The following is an 18196-nucleotide window of genomic DNA, read 5'->3' as shown; positions in this document are numbered from 1 at the left end:
ACCTGTCCAGGAGCCTATCTCTACGCCACCATTTCTCGTAACCAAACGCCGCACTTGTCGCGAGCACAGCACCTGTTGACAGCACCATGCGGCTCCAAAGTGTGCCCGAGACCGCCTCCGACCCCGCAGCCGGTCCAGGGCACCGGCGGCTCCGGCTCCCCAGTGTTCGGGCACCCGCCCGGGCGGCACGGACGCGGACACGCCTCAGACCTCCGGGTGGCGGGCGCGCAGCACGTCCCGGTTCCGCCAGGCGCCGAGCACCGCGCCCGGCCCGGTGAAGGCGTCGAGGTCGGTGCGGTGTGCGAGCCCGGGTATGCGGTCGGGGATGAACTCGCGTCCCCGGCTGACCACCAGTCGCAAGTCGCGCAGGACGCCCAGCCCGGTGCGTGGATCACCGGCGACGGCGATCAGGTCGGCGTCGAAGTCGGGGGCGAGCACGCCGGTCACGCCCGCCAGGCCGATGCCGGCGGCCGCCCGCGAGGTGGCGGCGAGCAGCACCTCCGTCCGGGGCAGACCGACGTACTCCAGCGCCTCCAGGCCACCGACGTAGCCGCGGTTCGGAACACCGGGGATGCCGGCGTCGTGCCCGGCGACGATTCTCACGCCGTGCTCCCACAGCATGCGCGCGGGCGGGGCGAAGACGTCGTCGCGGGCGATCAGCCGGGGCAGTTCGGCGGTGATGGTGCAGTCCACGTAGACGCCGGCGGCGGCGATCTCGTCGGCCAGCCGCGGGTCGGGTTCGGAGCGGGCGGCTGGGCTGATGAAGGAGGCGTGGGCGAGGTAGTCGACGCCGGCGCGCACCGCCCGCTCGATGCCCTGGGTTCCGTGGGCGTGGGCTGCGGTCCACTTGCCCAGGCGGTGGGCGTCGGCGAACATGACGGTGAGTTCCTCCTGGCTGAACTGGGCCATCCAGGGCACCGAGCCGGAGGTGGTGAAGCCGCCGGTGGCCATCGCCTTGATGGTGTCGACGCCCCGCTTGTGGTGGAGCCGCACCTGGTGGCGGATGTCGTCCAGGCCGTCCACTTCACCCCCGGCGTGGTGGGCGTGGCCTGCGGTGACGGTGATCTGTGGCCCGGCGGCGGTGATGCGGGGCCCGCGCAGGTCGCCGTTGTCGATGGCGTCGCGCAGGGCGACGTCCACGTAGTGGCGGGCGCCCAGGCTCTGCGCGCTGGTGACGCCGAGGGACAGCAGCTCCCGGGCCGAGCGGGCGGCGTTCAGCGCGAGCCGAGCGACGTCATGCTCCCCGTAGTCGGGGTACTCCACGTCCGTGCCGGAGGTGGGCAGGTGGGCGTGCGTCTCGATGAGCCCGGGCATGAGGGTGGCGCCGGGCAGGTCGACACGGCGCACCTGCGCGGGCGTGGTCCCGGCCGCTTCGGCCAGCTCACCGAGTCGGGCGGTCAGCTCCGCGGTGGGTCCGACGGCGCGAATACGGGCGCCGTCGATGAAGACGGCGCCGCCGGCGGGGTCGTCCTCACCGATGGCCTCGAGGCTGCCGACGGCGTCGCCGCGGCGTCCGGTCAGTACGCGGTCGGCGGTCAGCAGGGCCGGGCCGGTGCCGTCTAGTCGCTCCCCGCCGTCGGTAGGTGGGGTGATCCAGTCCGTCATGGAGCCTCCTGAGTGCCTGGGTGAATGGGGAGAGACGCAGCAGCGCTTAAAGCCGCGGCGGGACGACCAGCGTCCACCCTTGGGCAACCGTGAGGCCGGCAGCATTAATCCAACTCATGTGCGCCTCTCCGAAGCTTCGTTCCAGGGCGCGCTCCACGACCCGCGGCGACGTTCTACGACCTTCGGGTACGTTCCACGACCACCCCAGGGTCGTGGAATGCACCCCAAGGTCGTGCAAAGCCCGGCCCCGCCCCGATTCCATGGAGCTCGCTCCCAGCAACGCCCCCATGTTCACCGCTAGCATCACGCGTATGAGCGATTCGGAGGTCGGGGCGGCTCACCGCTTACTCGCCGGACTCGGCATCAGCGACGCCGCCGAGTCCCTGTACCTATCGCTGCTGGACGGCGAACTCCGCGCCGCAGACTCCGAGGACCCCGCTCTCTCAGAGCTCATTGAAGCGGACCTGGCCGCCGTAGCCGACGGGGTGGTGAACCCGCGCTCAGCTGCCCGCGCATTACGCGACCTAGAGCAGCGATACCGGGAGGACGCCCGCCGCGCCGAGACCGCCGCCCTGGAATTGGACCTGCTCGAGCAGGGTGGTCGGCACGCGGTGGAAACAACCCGGTCCCCGCAACGGGCCATCGCCATGTTCAACCAGCTCTTCGCCACCGCCCGCGGCGAGTTCCGGGGGATGGATCGCTCACCGTACCTGACCTCCGCGGGACAGCAGGCGAGCATGCAGCCGGAGTCGCTACGCCGCGGCGTACGACACCGTGCGCTGTACGAAATGGCCTCCTTGCACGATCCGAGTTACTTCAAGGTCGTCGCAAAATCCATCCGCCAGGGCGAGGAGGCCCGCTTCGTCGACAAACTCCCCTTCCGCATGCTCCTCGCCGACGAGACGACGGCGCTCATTCTGCGTCAGGGGTCCGGCAACGAAATCGTTACCACCCGCATCACTGAACGTGAGCTGGTCGAGACCTTCGGCGACCTGTTCGAGCACCTGTGGCAGAGGGGCGTTCCAATGCCGCGCGTATCAGCCATCGAAAGCGCGCTGCTGCAGGATCGTGAGTTGGTGTGGATGTTGGCCTCCGGGATGACCGACGAGGCGATTGCGCGTCAGCTAGGAGTGAGCCTGCGGACAGTGGCCCGGCGAGTCGCTGAGCTGAATCATCTACTGGGGGCGCAGAGCAGGTTTCAGCTGGGTATGCAGGCGGTACGACTGGGGTGGCTCCCGCAGACGGACGACGCCCCCGGCCAAGGGCAATCCGAGTGACGCACGCATGACATGGCAGCTCTTCGCCACTCGTCGCTAGCAAACGCGTTACTAATCCCGTGCTTCGATGAGTTCCGTCTCCCATGACAGATCCCCCGATTCATCGAAGGGAATGCAATGAAGGCGTTACGCTCATTCGCTTGCGCCGCGGCTCTGGTGCTCGCTCTCTCCGTCCCAGGGACCGTGGCTTCTGCCGACATCAGCGATGAGGCCGCCCCAGCGAGAGCCGCAGCCGCGGAAACCTGCGCCGGCTCCGTCACCTCCGTCGCCTGGCGGGACGGCACCCACGTAACCAACGGAACCTACGTCTCCGACGCCTCCGGCCTGGTGCGCGCCGACCTGACGTGGACCGCACCCGCCACCGCAAGCTCCGGGGACAGCTTCACGCTGACCCTGCCGGCCGAGTTGGAGAACCGCGGCCCCAGCAGCTTCGACCTGACGGCACCGGACGGCGTCGTCGTCGGACGCGCCACGTGGTCTGGCAAGACGCTCAACTTCGTCCTGTCCGAGTATGCCGACACCTACGGCGACATCACCGGCTCGGCCTGGGTGACCTTGGGCTGGGACCGCTCCCAGGTCGATGAGGCTGGCGGCGACTACACGCTGACCTTCACCTCCTGTGGTCAGAGCTTCCAGTTGCCCGGAACCTATGTGGGCCCCGGCCCTTCCGGTGTCGACCAGTCCAGCGGCAAGACCGGCGTGTACGACGCCGACATGAGCAGCTCTCGCTGGAGCATTTACGTCGGCACCACCGCGCAGGACGTTTACGAACCGCTGGTCGTTGAGGACGTCGGCGGTGAAGGGCTCACCATGACCTGCGACGGCGCGAAGATCTACGACCGCACGCCCTACCCGCACACGGAGGTCGTCTACGACCACGAGATCGACTCCAACCGCTGGTCCTGCACGGAGACCGCCGGCGGCGGCGTGCGCATCGTCTTCAGCCCCATGGCCGACGGGCGCTACCAGCCCGCTCACGAATCGCTCCAGATCGACCTGCGTGCCGCTGTCGGCCCGGAGGTCGCCGACCTGGACGAGCTGGTCAACACCGCCACGATCTCGGTGGCAGAGGATGGCGAGCCGGCCACGGTGGTTGGGCGCGTCGAGTTGCCCAACAGCGGCGGGACCGGATCCGGCCACCGGGCATCCTTCACGATCGAGAAGGTCACGACCGGAACCGCGGCGCCGGCCGACGCCTCCTACCAGTTCTCCTACAAGTGCCTGTCCGCCGATTTCATTGACATGCCGGCGATTCAGGCGGGGCAGACCACGACGACGGTGACGACCAAGTCCTCCGCCACCTGCCAGATCGTCGAGAAGAACCTGCCCGAGGACGTGAGCGTCTCTTACGAGGTGGACGGGGCGACGGCGACGCCGATCGAGAACGGGGTGTCGCTAACATTCCCCATCGATGCGGCCGCGACGGTGAAGATCGTGGCGACCAACGCCTTCCCGGATGAGCCGATCGTCGAGCCGACCACTGAGCCCACCGTGGAACCGACCACCGAGCCCACGGTCGAACCCACCACCGAACCCACCGTGGAGCCGACAACCGAACCCACTGTGGAACCCACCACCGAACCCACTGTGGAACCGACCACCGAACCCACGGTCGAACCCACCGTGGAACCGACCACCGAGCCGACCACCGAACCCACGGTGGAACCGACCACCGAGCCCACGGTCGAACCCACCACCGAGCCCACGGTCGAACCCACCGTGGAACCGACCACCGAGCCGACCACCGAACCCACCGTGGAGCCGTCCAGCGAACCCACGGTCGAACCGACCACCGAACCCACCGTGGAACCGACCACCGAACCCACCGTGGAACCCACCACCGAACCCACGGTCGAACCGACCGCCGAACCCAGCGCCGGAACCACGCCCGGAGTTACGGCGCCCTCACCCGGCCAGCCGTCCACCCCGGCCGCGAAGACGACCCCGCGTGCGAAGCTCGCCAAGACCGGCGCAGGGACCACGTCGCTTGCAATGGTCGCCGCGGTTCTCCTGTTCGCTGGAATCTCAGCCACGGTTGCGCGCAGGCGGGCCTGACCCGACAATCACACCCACGCAATCGACCTCGGCAGTCCTATACGGGACTGCCTGATGGCGGGCTCGGCTCCATTCGAAGCCGAGCCCGCCACGCATATATGCGCTTGAGCGACTTCTGCGCACCTGGACCAACCGGCACCTGCCTCATCCGCGCGAAAATGCTCAGGTGGAACGCCTACACCGCGACGTCCTGCGCCCTCGTATCCGATAATCGCTCCATGCCCACCTCGCCGATCATGCACACCGGCCCCTCCGAGCAACTGCTCACCGACCTCGTGGAACGTCTGGCCGCTCGCCTACACGGCGCCACGGCCGGGAGCACAGCCGACCACCCCGGCCGCCTCGACGGCGTCGACGACGGCGCCACGGCCCGCGACGGCGACGGCGACGGCCGCGTCGTAGTCGGGCTGACCGGGGCGCCCGGGTCGGGCAAGTCCACGCTCATGGCAGCTCTGGAGGAGCGACTACGGGAGCGTGGCCTGCTCGCGGGCATCGTGCCCATGGACGGGTTCCACATGTCCAACGCGGTCCTGGATGCGCTCGATCGCCACGGCCGCAAGGGCGCCCCGGACACCTTCGACGTCGCCGGCTACCTGTCGGTCCTCGACCGGGTGCGCGCGCCCGCCTGTGCGGACGTGTTGGCTCCGGTGTACCGGCGGGACCTGCACGAGCCGGTGGCGGCGGGCACGCTGGTACACGGGCCGGGCGTCGTGCTCACCGAGGGCAACTACCTGGCACTGGACTCCGGCGGCTGGGAGGACATCCGCGCCCGGATCGACCTGCTCGTTCTCATCGACGTTCCCGAGGCGGAACTGGTGCGTCGCCTGGTGGCCCGGCACCAGAGCTTCGGCCGCAGTGCCGCTGAGGCCGCGCACTGGGTCCGCACCGTGGACGTGCCCAACGCCCGCCTGGTGACGGCCTGCGCGCACCGCTGCGATGAGATCTGGCGACTGGAGCCCGCCGCAGCGGTGGACGCCTGAGCCGGCGCTGCCGCGCCTCAGCCATTCCCCAGACGCTCCCCCGTATGCGGTCGGCGCCTTGCCGCCCACTTGTGCGCCCGCATCGAGTCCACCCCCATCCGGGGTCAATAGCCTCGCCGCAGCGATGCCTGGAACGTCGGGCGTCCGCCGCAGAAGGAGGAGCATTCCAATGACCCACTTCAAGATGAAGGCGCTGCTGACCACGTCCGCACTGGTCGCGGTGACCGCCGCCGTCGGTACCGCCGCCTCCGACCCGGGCGGCAAGTACTACAAGAAACTCAAGAAGCCGGACTGGAATCCACCGAATGCGGCTTTCCCAATCGCCTGGACCACGCTGTACACGGATATCGCCTTGACCACCGGGCTCACCCTGGCCGATCTGTGGGAGGCGGGGGAACTCACGGGCACCAGCAAGGAGGCCAAGCGCTTCCTGACGGCTCTGGTCGCGAACCTCGCACTCAACGGTGGCTGGAGTTGGGCCTTCTTCCGGGCCCAGCAACCGATGCTCTCGGCCGCCTGGGCCGGGGTGCTCGCCGCCAGCTCGGCGGATCTGACTCGCCGCGTCTCCAAGGTCAGCAAGATGCGCGGCATCGCCCTGGCGCCGTACCCGGCCTGGACCGCCTTCGCCACGGCCCTGTCCTGCGCCGTCTGGAAGCTGAACGACTGAGCCGCCGCGCCCCACGACGACGTCGAGCGGGGCTCCCGGGCGCCCGCGCGGGCCGGCCCGTCTCAGGTGTCTCGGCGCTTCCGCGCGGAGACGACCTCGACCCGGTCGACACGGCGGCCGTCCATGGCCACCACCCGCAGGCGCAGACCGTCCCAGGCGACGACGTCGTCGGCGCGCGGCATCCGCCCCAGCTCGAGCATCATGAAGCCGCCGAGGGTGTCGAAGGGGCCGGCGGGCAGTTCGCGCCCCAGCGCCCGGGCCACCTCGGCACGGGTGGCCAGACCGCCGATGACAACGGCATCACCGCGGCGTACGACGGCGGGCTCCTCGCGGTCGTACTCGTCGGCTATCTGTCCGGCGAACTCCTCCACGAGGTCTTCCAGGGTGACGATCCCGTCCGTGCCCCCGTACTCGTCCACCACCAGGGCGATGTGGGCGCGGGCCGCGCGCATCTGGCTGAGCGCGGACACCATGGGCACGCTCGCCGGCAGCAGCAGGAGCTCTCGGGCCAGCGCGCCGACGGTCAGCGAATCGTCGGCGGGCGCGATCAGGTCCCGCAGGTGCACATAGCCGACGACGTCGTCGTCATCCCGGCCCCGGCGCACCGGGTAGCGGGAGTGCTCCAGCCCGGCCAGAGAGGCGCGCGCCTGCGCGACGGACAGGCTCGCACCGACGAACTCAACCTCGGTGCGCGGTGTCATCGCTTCCGCCACCGTCCGCTCACCCACCTCCAGCAGGTCCAGCACCATGCGCCGCTCCTCGGCTCCGAGACTCTCCTGGGCCTGCACCAGGGCGCGCAGCTCCCCCAGTCCGACGGACTCCTCCCGCGCGGCCGGGTTGCAACCCAACCCCCGCAACAGGGCGTTCGTGGACACGCCCAGCAGCCAGATCACCGGCCGCAGCGCGGTGGTGATGGCCGCGAGCGGGCGGGCCGCCAGCAGCGCCACGGTCTGGGCCGACTGCATGGCAATGCGCTTGGGCACCAGCTCTCCTACCACCACCGACAGGTAGGCGATCAGCAGCGTGACGACGACGAATGCGATAGACGCGGCCGCCGCTCGTCCGACGCCTAATGCGCTCAGAGCGGGTGCCAACGCGGGCGCGATCTGCGCCGCCCCGAAGGAGGCGGAGAAGAAGCCGGCAATGGTCACACCCACCTGGACGGCGGACAGGAACTGGTTGGAGTCGGCGGTGAGCCGCTTAACGGTCCTCCCGGCGCCGCCCCGCCCGGCCAACTCCTCGATCTGGGTGGGCCGCAGAGACACCAGCGCCATCTCGGCGGCGGAGAAGCAGGCGCCGACGAGGATGAACAGTACTACCAGCAGGCAGTTGCGCAGCAATGGGTCCACGCTCGCAATTGTTGCGACGTCGGCTGCGGAGTTTCTGCCGACTCCCCCAATGGCCGCCAATAGGTTGCTTGAATCGCCATGAGTCACCGCTTCGACCCGGCGTTTTCTGATCGCACACATTAAAACACGTGACAGTAGCCTCAAACAGCTCTTAGTCGCGGCCAGGAAAACCATACGAGTTGCCTGAACGGGGCTCAAAACCCGGTGAGTTAGCGGGGTCGGAGCTGTTTACTTTCCTCGTCAACGATCCCCCAGCGGGATCACCAACCACTACCAGGCAGGAGTCAGCATCATGACCGCGCACAATTTCATCGTGGTGACCTTCGCGGAGTCCAGTAAGGCATATGAGGCGCTCAGCGACATCCGCCAGGCCGCGCAGGCGAACAGAATCGTCGTACCGGCGGCCATTATTGCCGAACGGGAGCCGGACGGGCACCTGCATTTGGCCGAGGGAGAGGACGCCCGCATCGGTGATGGCGCCTTCTCCGGCGGGCTCATCGGCATGGTCGTCGGCATTCTGGGCGGGCCGCTGGGAATGCTGTTGGGCTGGGGCGCCGGCGCCCTGGCGGGAGGCTTCGTCGACGTCGAACGGGTCAACCGTGCCGAGACCGCCATCGGGGAGTTCAGCTCACGCCTGCCCGCGGGCACGACGGCGATCTTCGCGGAGGCCCGCGAGTACGCGCCCGAGGTGCTGGACGGGCTGGTCGCCCCGCTCGACGGCGTGGTGGTGCGGCGCCCCGCGGAGGAGGTACTGGCGGAGCTGGAGGCCGCGCAGGAGGCAGCCAGGGCCGCCCACCGCGAGGCGACGCGGGTGATGCGCGAGGAGCGGCGCCAGGAGCGCAGGGAGAACTGGGACGAGCGCATCGCACGCCTCAAGGAACGCTTCCACCGCAAGGGCTGAAGCCCGGCCGACGGCCGACTCACGCCCTGTGCCGCCCGCGGCGAGCGCGCCCCTGCTCTACCTTCCGAAGGGCAGGGGCGCCAGTCCGCGCACGCCCGGCGCGACGGCGAAGATCGACCCGGCGGCCGGCTCGACGTCGTCGGGCAGGTCCTCGCGGGAGGTGGTGATGAACAGGGTCGCGTAGTCGTCACCGCCGAAGGTGCAGGCGGTCACTTGCCGCACCGGGAGCTCGACGACGGCGTCCAGGGCACCGTCGGGGGCGTAACGGTGCACGGCCGCACCACCGTTCAGAGCGACCCACACCCCGCCGTCGGCGTCCACACAGAGGCCGTCCGGGTGTCCGGCGGCGGGGTCGATAGACACGAAGGGGCGCGGGGCGGTCAGGCCACCGCGGTCGGCGTCTTCGGGCCGGTAGTCCATGGTGACGACGGTGCCGGTAGGCGTGTCCGTCCAGTAGGCGGTGCCGCCGTCGGGGGAGAAGCCGAGTCCGTTGCAAATGGTGGCGTCACCCCAGGCGCGGACGGGGGTGGCGCCCGGGCCGTCCCACCGGTACATGGTGGCGTCGCCGGGCGTCTTCGCATACGGCATGGTGCCGATCCAGAAGCGGCCGGCGGGGTCGCAGCCGCCCTCGTTAGTGCGCACGGCTGGGTCGGCGAACAGCGTGACCGCGGGGGCGAGGTCGGCCAGATCCTCGCGGCGGGACAGGGAGATCCCGTGCTCCGTGGCGACGATTGCGCCGCCGCCGACGCGGGGCCGGATCACCGAGGCGACGGCGGAACCGACGGGTAGACGGCGGCGCCCGCCCGGGGCGGCCTCGTCCAGTTCGACGACGGCGCCGGCGAGCATGTCCACGAAGCGGAGTCGGCCGGTGGCCTCCCACCAGCAGGGTCCTTCGGCGTGATAGGCGATGGAGTCGGTGATGCGTTGCGCTCGCATGGGGTAAGGCTATGCGCGGACGACGGGCCTGTCGGCAGGGCGCGAGGCGGGGCATCAAGGCGTAAAGCGACGCACACGGGCAGCGCCGCCGTGCGAAGCGCGCCGCACGGGCTGCAAAAGCGCGCCGACACTGAGCCACCGCGCGGGGCACGTCCACCGGTTGGACTGCGGCGCCGTCGGGGCCCGGCGGGGCCTACCGTGAAGGCGGACACCCACCCCGCATCTCGCCTTCCGAGGATCCCATGACTCCCTCTGCCAATGACGCCGGCACGCGGCCCGCGCCGCCCGCCACCGACCAGCTCGCCCCCCGCCGGGGAGGTGGAAACGAGGCCGACCGCGCAGCCGCCGAGCGCACCGAGGCCCGGCGCGCCGCCGTCGAGGATGCGCGCCAGGAGCGCAGCGCCCGGATTGCGGTCGCCGTCTTCCCCCTGATTATGTTCGCGGCCTTCCTCGCGGCTTTCTTCCTCCCCGACACCTTCGTGCCGCTGTCCAACTACATGACGCCGCTGCTGGCAGTGACCATGCTGGGCATGGGCATGACCCTGTCGGTGCCGGACTTCACCATGATCGCCCGGCACCCGGTGCCGGTGGTGGTCGGCGTGCTCTCACAGTTCTCGGTCATGCCACTGGTGGGCTGGACCGTGGCGCACCTGGTCCCGCTGCCGGATGAACTCAAGGTGGGCATCATCCTCATCGGCTGCGTGCCGGGCGGCACGACGTCGAATGTGTGCAGTTTCCTGGCCAAGGGCAACACGGCCTTGAGCGTATCCATGACCGCACTGTCCACCATGCTCTCCCCCGTCGTCACCCCGCTGCTCACCCTGTGGCTGGCGGGTACTTACATGGAGGTACCCGCGGGGTCGATGGCGCTGTCCATTGTGCAGATCGTGCTGCTGCCGGTGGGGGCCGGGCTGCTGCTGAACATGTTCGCCCACCGGCAGGTCGCGCGGGTTCAGCCGATCATGCCGTGGGTGTCGGTGATCGCCATCGCCGGGGTGGTGGCCGCGGTGGTCTCCCGCAGCCAGGCGCTGATCGCCACTGCCGGACTGCTGATGTTCGTTGCGATCGCCGTCGAGAACGCCATCGGCTATGGCCTGGGCTACGCGGTGGCACGGCTCATCGGGGTTTCCCGCCGTGACCGGCGCACCATCTCCATCGAGACCGGCCTGCAGAACGCCGGGCTCGGCTCCACGCTCGCCGCCACCTACCTCAGCGCCGCGGTGGCGGCGCCGTGCGCCGTGGCGACCTTCTGGCACACGATCACCGGTTCGGTGCTCGCCATGTACTGGCGCCTGCGCGGCTTCCCCGAGGGCGAGGACCCGCTGGCCACGGTCCGCCAGCTGCGCGCACAAGCCGCTGTCGGCGACTAGCCCCTGTGCCCTGAGAGACGTGCCAACGTCACCCGGCAACACGTGGGACGTCCCCGTCTCCCTCGTACGGTCGCACCCCGCTCCTGCTCGTGCCCACCGACGCCACGGCACATGCTGCTGACGCGCTGCAATGCGACCAAGCCCGAATTAATCGCATCACCGTAGTTGACCCAGGCGGCGTGCTGCACGACCGTGGTGGGAGCCTCAACGACCTCCGTGACGTTTTACGACCTTGGGGTGCGTTTTACGACCACCCCAGGGTCGTGGAACGCACCCCAAGGTCGTATTTCGTATTGTGTGGGCCGGACCCATGCGCACTTTTCGGGCTCTTCCGGTTTGGGGGGTGTGGTGCGGGTGCTGGAGTCGGTGGTTGGCGTGGCCGGAGCACCCGCTGGGTGGTGCTGCGCGCGCTGGCGCGGTGGGTCCGCACACTTCAGGAGCGAGCGCCGGGGCCGAATCCGCGTGATTACGCGGATCAGGCTCCCGATCCGGGTGTCATGACGGTGCTCCAGTGTGCAACGCGGGCCCCGTTGCACACTGGAGTGATATCACCGGATTCTGCCCCAGAGGTAGATTCCGCGTATTTCCAAGGGAAACCGGGATTTGGGCGGGTGCGCCCAGACGGCCCTTGCGTGCAAACCCGCAGCTCCGGCTCGACCCGTCGGCCAACACGAAGCACCGGACCTTCACCCGCTGGCCGCCAGCGGGCAGCACATCTCATCGCCGGGCTCCGGCGCCGAGATCGGCCGCCGGAGAACGTCGGCAACGACGATGAAACCCCGAGACCAACCGGCATCGGGCCACCACCCAACCAACCTGGCGAGGCGCTTCCTGACTCGACACCTGCCCCTGGCCACGTGAGCGTCCGACCGACTCGCACGTCACAGCATGCAGGAGACGCAGCCCTCCACCTCGGTGCCGACGATTAGCCCTGCCGGGAAACTGACGCTGGCACCGTAGACGCTGACGAAGTAAGCTGGTGGTCGCTCAGGGCAATAGCCCTGCGAAGTGAACCCGGCAGCCTTCCGGACGGTGGGCGAGCCGGGTTTCGCGTATCAGCTTCCCAGATCAATGACGTCAAGCCTGACGTTAGACCTGACTCCTGACAGGTCGCTGGGGTGATTGGGGTTTTTCGTTGGTGTGGTGTGGTTGGGTTGGTGGTTGTGGGGCACTAATCCGGTGGCGGTAGAGTGATGGTGTGTGAGCCCGTATGTTCGTAAGGTGCGTACCGCGTCGGGGGCTACGGCTGTGCAGATCGTGGCTAAGGAGCACGGTGTGCGCCGGGTTGTGGAGCACCTGGGCTCGGCCCACGATGAGGCGGAGCTGGCGGCCCTGATTCAGGCTGGGCGGGAGAAGATCCGGGGAGGCCAGGGGGTGCTGGACCTGGCCGGCCTGACACCTCAGGCTGCCCGCCAGGCCGCCCCGGCGGTAGTCGTCGGGCAGCGCTCTGCCCTGCTGTGGGACGTGCTGTGTGGTGCGTATGAGGCCCTGGGGCTGGATGAAGCGGTGGGTGGGGATGAGGGGTTTATGCAGATGGTGCTGGCCCGTCTGGTCGAGCCCACCAGTAAGGAGCAGGTCCCCGCCGTGCTGGGAGAACTCGGAATTGATGCCCTAACCCCACGCTCCTTGTTCCGGTCCCTGGCCCGCTGCATTACTGGCGACTACCGCTCCCGTATTCAGGCCGCCTGCCTGCGGCACGTGAGTGCCGGCGGGGACCTGTCCCTGTGCCTATACGACGTGACCACCTTGTACTTCGAGGTCGAGAAGGAGGACTCCCTGCGGCGGGTGGGGTACTCCAAGGAGAGGCGGGTCGACCCGCAGGTCATCGTGGGGCTGCTGGTGGATAGGGCCGGCTTCCCCCTACAGATCGGCTGCTGGGAGGGCAACAAGGCCGAGACCAGCACGTTGATCCCCATGGTCGAGGAGTTCCGGAAGGCTTCCAACATTGAGCACCTGGTGGTGGTGGCCGATGCCGGCATGCTCTCCGCGGCCAACCTCGAAGCGCTCGACCAGGCCGGCTTGGGGTTCATCGTCGGGTCCCGTATGACCAAGGCGCCGGCGGACCTGGCCGCCCATTTCCGCTGGCACGGGGACGCCCTGGCCGACGGGCAGGTGATCGATACGATCACCCCACGTCGAGGCACGCGCTCGACCGAGAGGGACGACAAGACGCGTGATGAGCCCGTCTGGAGCCCAGTGGAGTTCCCGGGCTCGTGGCGGGCGATCTGGGCCTATAGCGCGCGCCGGTTCGCTCGGGACAACAAGACCCTGACCGCGCAGGAGAACCGGGCGCGGGCGGTGGTCGCCGGCCACAGGCGCCCCAAGGGCACCCGCTTCGTCACCACCCGTAAGGGCGACCAGGTGCTCGACGAGAAGGCTCTGGCTCGCGCTAAGCGGCTCGCGGGACTGAAGGGCTACGTCAGCAATATCCCCGCCACGGTGATGCCCGCCAGTGAAGTGATCGCCTCCTACCACGAGCTGTGGCACGTGGAGCAGTCATTCCGCATGAGCAAGCACGACCTGCGGGCCAGGCCCGTCTTCCACCACACCCACGACGCCATCCAGGCCCATCTCACCGTGGTGATGGCATCCCTGGCCGTCGCCCGCCACCTACAACAAGCCACCGGTGTGAGCATCAAGCGGCTCGTCCGCGAACTGAAGCCACTTCAGGAAGTCACAATCACCATCAACGGACACCAAATAACCGCCCAGCCCCAGACCACCCAGACCGCACAGCAAATCCTCAACAACCTGAACGCCGCAGGGCACTAAACTGTCAGGACTCAGGGGGCCACCACCCAACCAACCTGGCGAGGCGCTTCCTGACTCGACACCTGCCCCTGGCCACGTGAGCGTCCGACCGACTCGCACGTCACAGCATGCAGGAGACGCAGCCCTCCACCTCGGTGCCGACGATTAGCCCTGCCGGGAAACTGACGCTGGCACCGTAGACGCTGACGAAGTAAGCTGGTGGTCGCTCAGGGCAATAGCCCTGCGAAGTGAACCCGGCAGCCTTCCGGACGGTGGGCGAGCCGGGTTTCGCGTATCAGCTTCCCAGATCAATGACGTCAAGCCTGACGTTAGACAAGGCGGCCCGCCACTGCCCGCCCCTGTTCCAGCACCAGCTGACAGCATCGGCCAGCCAGAGCAGAGGCTCTTCGTGATCATGCAGATGGTCGTAGGTTCCGTCCCAACCAGAGCCGAACGCTTCATGCAGCACGCGTCGATCAGACTGCATAACAGAGTCGTTCCGATCAAGCACGAGCTGTTGGCAAGCGCCATCACGCAACGCCTCAGCCAAGGCGCGTAAGCATCTTGGCCTCGCAATCCTCGGTTTCGCCGAACTCCGGTACACCTCAACCTTGATGGGCATCGCCACGACGTCGTCGATTACCGCGCGGCGTACCTCATCACGCTCCTTGGTGAAGTGAATGGAGCGCTGTCCGGAGCGAAGATGATTCCGAAGTGTCTTTCGGATCCGATGCGCATCAGACGGTCGCAAGTACACCGCGGTAATCGAGTAGCCCCGGACCTCAGACTCGTCGACGAACACGCGGTAGGGACGCGACAGATCCCAATCGCCTTTGCTCACCGCCCTAAGTTCCTTAGCCACGCAGTGTCACAGCATGCAGGAGACGCAGCCCTCCACCTCGGTTCCGGTGAGCGCGGCCTGGCGCAGGCGGATGTAGTACAGCGACTTGATGCCCTTGCGCCAGGCGTAGATCTGCGCCTTGTTCACGTCGCGGGTGGTGGCGGTGTCCGGGAAGAACAGCGTCAGGCTCAGCCCCTGGTCCACGTGCTGAGTGGCGGCGGCATAGGTGTCGATGATCTTCTCGGGGCCGATCTCGTAGGCGTCCTCGTAGTACTCGAGGTTGTCGTTGGTCATATAGGGCGCCGGGTAGTAGACGCGCCCGATCTTGCCCTCCTTGCGGATCTCGATCTTGGCGACGATCGGGTGGATCGAGGAGGTGGAGTGGTTGATGTAGGAGATGGATCCGGTGGGGGGCACCGCCTGGAGGTTGCGGTTGTAGATGCCGTCTCGCTTGATCTTCTCCGCCAGTTCCGCCCAGTCCGCGCGCGTGGGCACGTGCACCGAGGACTTCGCGAATAGCTCGCGTACGTGCTCGGTGACCGGGACGAAGTCCTGGCTCAGGTACTTGTCGAAGAACTCACCGGACGCGTACTTGGAGTCCTCGAAGCCGACGAAGGTCTCCCCCCGCTCCACGGCCAGCTCGTGCGAGGCGGTCAGCGCCGCGAACAGCACGGAGGCGAAGTAGACGTTGGTGAAGTCCAGGCCCTCCTCGGAGCCGTAGTGGATGTGCTCGCGCGCCAGGTAGCCGTGCAGGTTCATCTGGCCCAGGCCGATCGCGTGGGACTCGTGGTTGCCGCGGTTGATCGACGGGACGGACTCCAATTCGGTCTGGTCGGAGACGGCCGTCAGCCCGCGCACGGCGGTGCGGATGGAGCGCGCGAAGTCCGGGGAGTCCATGGTCTTGGCGATGTTCAGGGAGCCCAGGTTGCAGGAGATGTCCTTGCCGACGTGCGCGTAGGACAGGTCCTCGTTGAGCACGCTGGGCTCAGAGACCTGCAGGATCTCCGAGCACAGGTTCGACATGACCACCTTGCCCTTGATCGGGTTGGCCCGGTTGACCGTGTCCTCGAACATGACGTAGGGGTAGCCGGACTCGAACTGGATCTCCGCCAACGTCTGGAAGAACTGGCGGGCGTTGATCTTGTCCTTGCGAATGCGCTCGTCGGCCACCATTTCGCGGTACTTCTCGGTGACGTTGATATCCGCGAAGGGCAACCCGTAGACGCGCTCGACGTCGTAGGGGCTGAACAGGTACATGTCCTCGTTCGCCCGGGCCAGCTCGAAGGTGATGTCCGGGATGACGACGCCGAGCGAGAGGGTCTTGATGCGGATCTTCTCATCCGCGTTCTCCCGCTTGGTGTCCAGGAACCGCATGATGTCCGGGTGGTGGGCGTGCAGGTAGACGGCGCCGGCGCCCTGGCGCGCACCCAGCTGGTTGGCGTAGGAGAAGGAGTCCTCCAGCAGCTTCATCACCGGGATGACGCCGCTGGACTGGTTCTCGATGCGCTTGATGGGGGCGCCCATCTCTCGCAGGTTGCTCAGCAGCAGGGCCACGCCGCCGCCGCGCTTGGACAGCTGCAGGGCGGAGTTGATGCCGCGGGAGATCGACTCCATGTTGTCCTCGATGCGCACCAGGAAACAGGAGACGGGCTCGCCGCGCTGGGCCTTGCCCTCGTTGAGGAAGGTGGGGGTGGCCGGCTGGAAGCGGCCCGACATCATCTCGTCGATCAGGTCCAACGCGAGCGACTCATCGCCGTCGCCCAGCGCCAGGGCGACCATGGTGACGCGGTCCTCGAAGCGCTCCAGGTAGCGCTTGCCGTCGAAGGTCTTGAGCGTGTAGGAGGTGTAGTACTTGAAGGCGCCCAGGAAGGTTTCGAAGCGGTAGTCGTAGGCGTAGGCGGCCTCGAAGGCGGACTTGACGAACTCGGGGCGGTAGCGGTCCAGCACCTCCTGCTCGTAGTAGCCCTCCCGCACCAGGTAGTCCAGCTTCTCCTCCAGCGACGGGAAGGTGACGGTGTTGTCGTTGACGTGCTGGAGGAAGTACTGGCGCGTGGCCTCGCGGTCGGCGTCGAACTGGATCATGCCGTTCGCGTCGTACAGGTTCAGCTTGGCGTTCAGGGCGTGGTAGTCGAGGTCCGGGGAGACCGTGGTCTTCGGTGCGGTGCTCGCGGGGGCCGTCAGCGTTTCTGCCAAAACTTGTCCAATCCTTCTTTGACGCGTTCGACGTCGGTAGGGGTGCCGAGCAGCTCATACCGGTACAGGAAGGGGACGTCGAGCTTGCTGGCGATGATGTCGCCGGCGATGCCGTAGGCCTCGCCGAAGTTGGTGTTGCCCGAGGCAATAACGCCGCGGCACAGCGACCGGTTGTGCGGGTCGTTGAGGAACTTGATGACCTGCTTGGGCACGGCGCCCTTGATGGCGCCACCGCCGTAGGTGGGCACGACGAGGATGTACTCCTCGTCAACGCTCAGCGGCTGATCCCCCGAGCGCAGCGGAATGCGTGCGCTGGGGTAGCCGAGCCGCTCGACGAAGCGGCGGGTGTTCTCCGAGGTGGAGGAGAAGTAGACCAGGAGGGGGCGGTCGTTCACGGACGCCTGCCCCCGTTCAGATGGCGGCGGCCTCGGCGGCGACGGAGGCGAGAGCCTTGATCTTGTCCGGGCGGAAGCCGGACCAGTGCTCACCGCCGGCCATGACCACGGGAGCCTGCGCGTAGCCGAGGGAGCGGACCTGGTCGAGCGCCTCGGCGTCCAGGGTGATGTCGACCGTCTCGTAGGACAGGCCGGCCTTGTCCAGGGCGCGGTAGGTCGCGGCGCACTGGACGCAGTTGGGCTTGGAGTAGACGGTGATCGCCATGTCAGTCACTTCCTGGCGTTAGGTGGATGGTCGGACGGTTGCGGTGCGTGCGGCCGATTCGGAACCCCACGAACGGGGACTTACCGGCACGTAATCACACGCATGTAGTTCTCGGGAGGGCAAGCGCCCCCCTGCTGTTCAAAACACTACCCCTAGGGGTCGGAGCGCGCCACCACCCCAAGATGATGTGTCTGGCGTGTCGTTGTGCATAGAGTCCCTTCGGCCTGTGGACGGTGCGCCGATCGCTGTGGACGCCCTGTGGAGCCGGCACCGCCCGCCCGCATCGACAGTCCCGGGGTGGTCGGCACGACGCCGTCGCCCGACCACCCCGGATCGGCTTCGCCATGGTCTCGCGGGGGTCTGACATGAATTCCGACCGCTTACCCTCACCGTCTCCACAGGCCTACAGCCGCACCACCACTCCGCCGGTCCCCAGGCTGGGGACAAACTGGTGAAAAATGCCGCCCGAATCACCACGCCCCGGGCGTGTCGCACCGCCAATCACGCGAGCACTACCCGTTCCGTCGACCATGGCAACCGTGCTACGTTCCCATGAGGCGGCTCACAGGGGCCGGCCGCGCGGCAACAAGCCCGCCGTGGGGCAGCAAGAG

General features: G+C 68.0%; 14 protein-coding genes. 7 read left to right on the top strand and 7 right to left on the bottom strand.

Annotated features, from left to right (window positions below):
• Positions 1–204: 204 nt before the first annotated feature.
• The gene (locus C3B71_RS01010) at positions 205–1605 is read right to left on the bottom strand and encodes an amidohydrolase family protein (RefSeq protein WP_181574853.1); all 1401 of its coding nucleotides are present in this window, start codon (positions 1603–1605) and stop codon (positions 205–207) included.
• A gap of 311 nt (positions 1606–1916) precedes the next feature.
• Between C3B71_RS01010 and C3B71_RS01005 the strand changes: the two genes are divergently transcribed.
• The 4 genes from C3B71_RS01005 to C3B71_RS00990 all read left to right on the top strand — a co-directional run bounded on the left by C3B71_RS01005 (position 1917) and on the right by C3B71_RS00990 (position 6584).
• Complete coding sequence (locus tag C3B71_RS01005; RefSeq protein WP_159097598.1) at positions 1917–2882, top strand: helix-turn-helix transcriptional regulator; 966 nt, start codon at positions 1917–1919, stop codon at positions 2880–2882.
• 183 nt (positions 2883–3065) lie between these two features.
• Positions 3066–4937, top strand: coding sequence for an Ig-like domain-containing protein (locus C3B71_RS16655; protein WP_159097597.1), 1872 nt, complete (start codon positions 3066–3068; stop codon positions 4935–4937).
• Between the two features lie 218 nt (positions 4938–5155).
• The gene (locus tag C3B71_RS00995; protein WP_234416007.1) at positions 5156–5917 is read left to right on the top strand and encodes a phosphoribulokinase; all 762 of its coding nucleotides are present in this window, start codon (positions 5156–5158) and stop codon (positions 5915–5917) included.
• A 169-nt stretch (positions 5918–6086) separates the two neighbouring features.
• Complete coding sequence (locus tag C3B71_RS00990) at positions 6087–6584, top strand: TspO/MBR family protein (protein WP_199912544.1); 498 nt, start codon at positions 6087–6089, stop codon at positions 6582–6584.
• Positions 6585–6646: 62 nt separating this feature from the next.
• On the opposite strand, the gene C3B71_RS00985 is transcribed toward C3B71_RS00990, so the two are convergent.
• Positions 6647–7933: a hemolysin family protein gene (locus C3B71_RS00985; RefSeq protein ID WP_108965489.1), complete on the bottom strand. Its 1287-nt coding sequence runs from the start codon at positions 7931–7933 to the stop codon at positions 6647–6649.
• A gap of 292 nt (positions 7934–8225) precedes the next feature.
• Between C3B71_RS00985 and C3B71_RS00980 the strand changes: the two genes are divergently transcribed.
• Positions 8226–8834 carry a DUF1269 domain-containing protein gene (locus tag C3B71_RS00980; RefSeq protein WP_073329640.1) on the top strand — a complete coding sequence of 203 codons (609 nt, stop codon included), beginning with the start codon at positions 8226–8228 and terminating at the stop codon, positions 8832–8834.
• Positions 8835–8891: 57 nt separating this feature from the next.
• Here the strand turns inward: C3B71_RS00980 and C3B71_RS00975 are convergent, their stop codons facing one another.
• Positions 8892–9770: an SMP-30/gluconolactonase/LRE family protein gene (locus C3B71_RS00975; protein WP_108965487.1), complete on the bottom strand. Its 879-nt coding sequence runs from the start codon at positions 9768–9770 to the stop codon at positions 8892–8894.
• 242 nt (positions 9771–10012) lie between these two features.
• Here C3B71_RS00975 and C3B71_RS00970 point away from each other — a divergent pair, with 242 nt between their 5' ends.
• The gene (locus tag C3B71_RS00970; protein ID WP_108965485.1) at positions 10013–11140 is read left to right on the top strand and encodes a bile acid:sodium symporter family protein; all 1128 of its coding nucleotides are present in this window, start codon (positions 10013–10015) and stop codon (positions 11138–11140) included.
• A 1200-nt stretch (positions 11141–12340) separates the two neighbouring features.
• On the top strand, positions 12341–13912 hold the full coding sequence (locus tag C3B71_RS00965; protein WP_108965483.1) for an IS1634 family transposase: 1572 nt from the start codon (positions 12341–12343) through the stop codon (positions 13910–13912).
• A 274-nt stretch (positions 13913–14186) separates the two neighbouring features.
• Here the strand turns inward: C3B71_RS00965 and C3B71_RS16270 are convergent, their stop codons facing one another.
• Genes C3B71_RS16270 through nrdH form a run of 4 tightly spaced genes read right to left on the bottom strand, consistent with a single transcriptional unit; the run spans position 14187 to position 17585 of the window.
• Positions 14187–14732: a hypothetical protein gene (locus C3B71_RS16270; protein WP_108965481.1), complete on the bottom strand. Its 546-nt coding sequence runs from the start codon at positions 14730–14732 to the stop codon at positions 14187–14189.
• A gap of 27 nt (positions 14733–14759) precedes the next feature.
• A complete protein-coding gene (gene nrdE, locus C3B71_RS00955; RefSeq protein WP_108965479.1) occupies positions 14760–16925 on the bottom strand; it encodes a class 1b ribonucleoside-diphosphate reductase subunit alpha in 2166 nt (721 codons plus the stop codon).
• Complete coding sequence (nrdI, locus tag C3B71_RS00950; protein WP_108965477.1) at positions 16910–17320, bottom strand: class Ib ribonucleoside-diphosphate reductase assembly flavoprotein NrdI; 411 nt, start codon at positions 17318–17320, stop codon at positions 16910–16912. The genes nrdE and nrdI overlap by 16 nt, the downstream gene beginning before the upstream one ends.
• Before the next feature lie 16 nt (positions 17321–17336).
• Positions 17337–17585 carry a glutaredoxin-like protein NrdH gene (gene nrdH, locus C3B71_RS00945; protein WP_073329558.1) on the bottom strand — a complete coding sequence of 83 codons (249 nt, stop codon included), beginning with the start codon at positions 17583–17585 and terminating at the stop codon, positions 17337–17339.
• Between the last annotated feature and the right edge of the window lie 611 nt (positions 17586–18196).

The organism is Actinomyces sp. Z16, assembly GCF_003111765.1.
GTDB lineage: Bacteria > Actinomycetota > Actinomycetes > Actinomycetales > Actinomycetaceae > Actinomyces > Actinomyces glycerinitolerans.
This window is presented reverse-complemented; position numbering and strand designations above follow the sequence as displayed.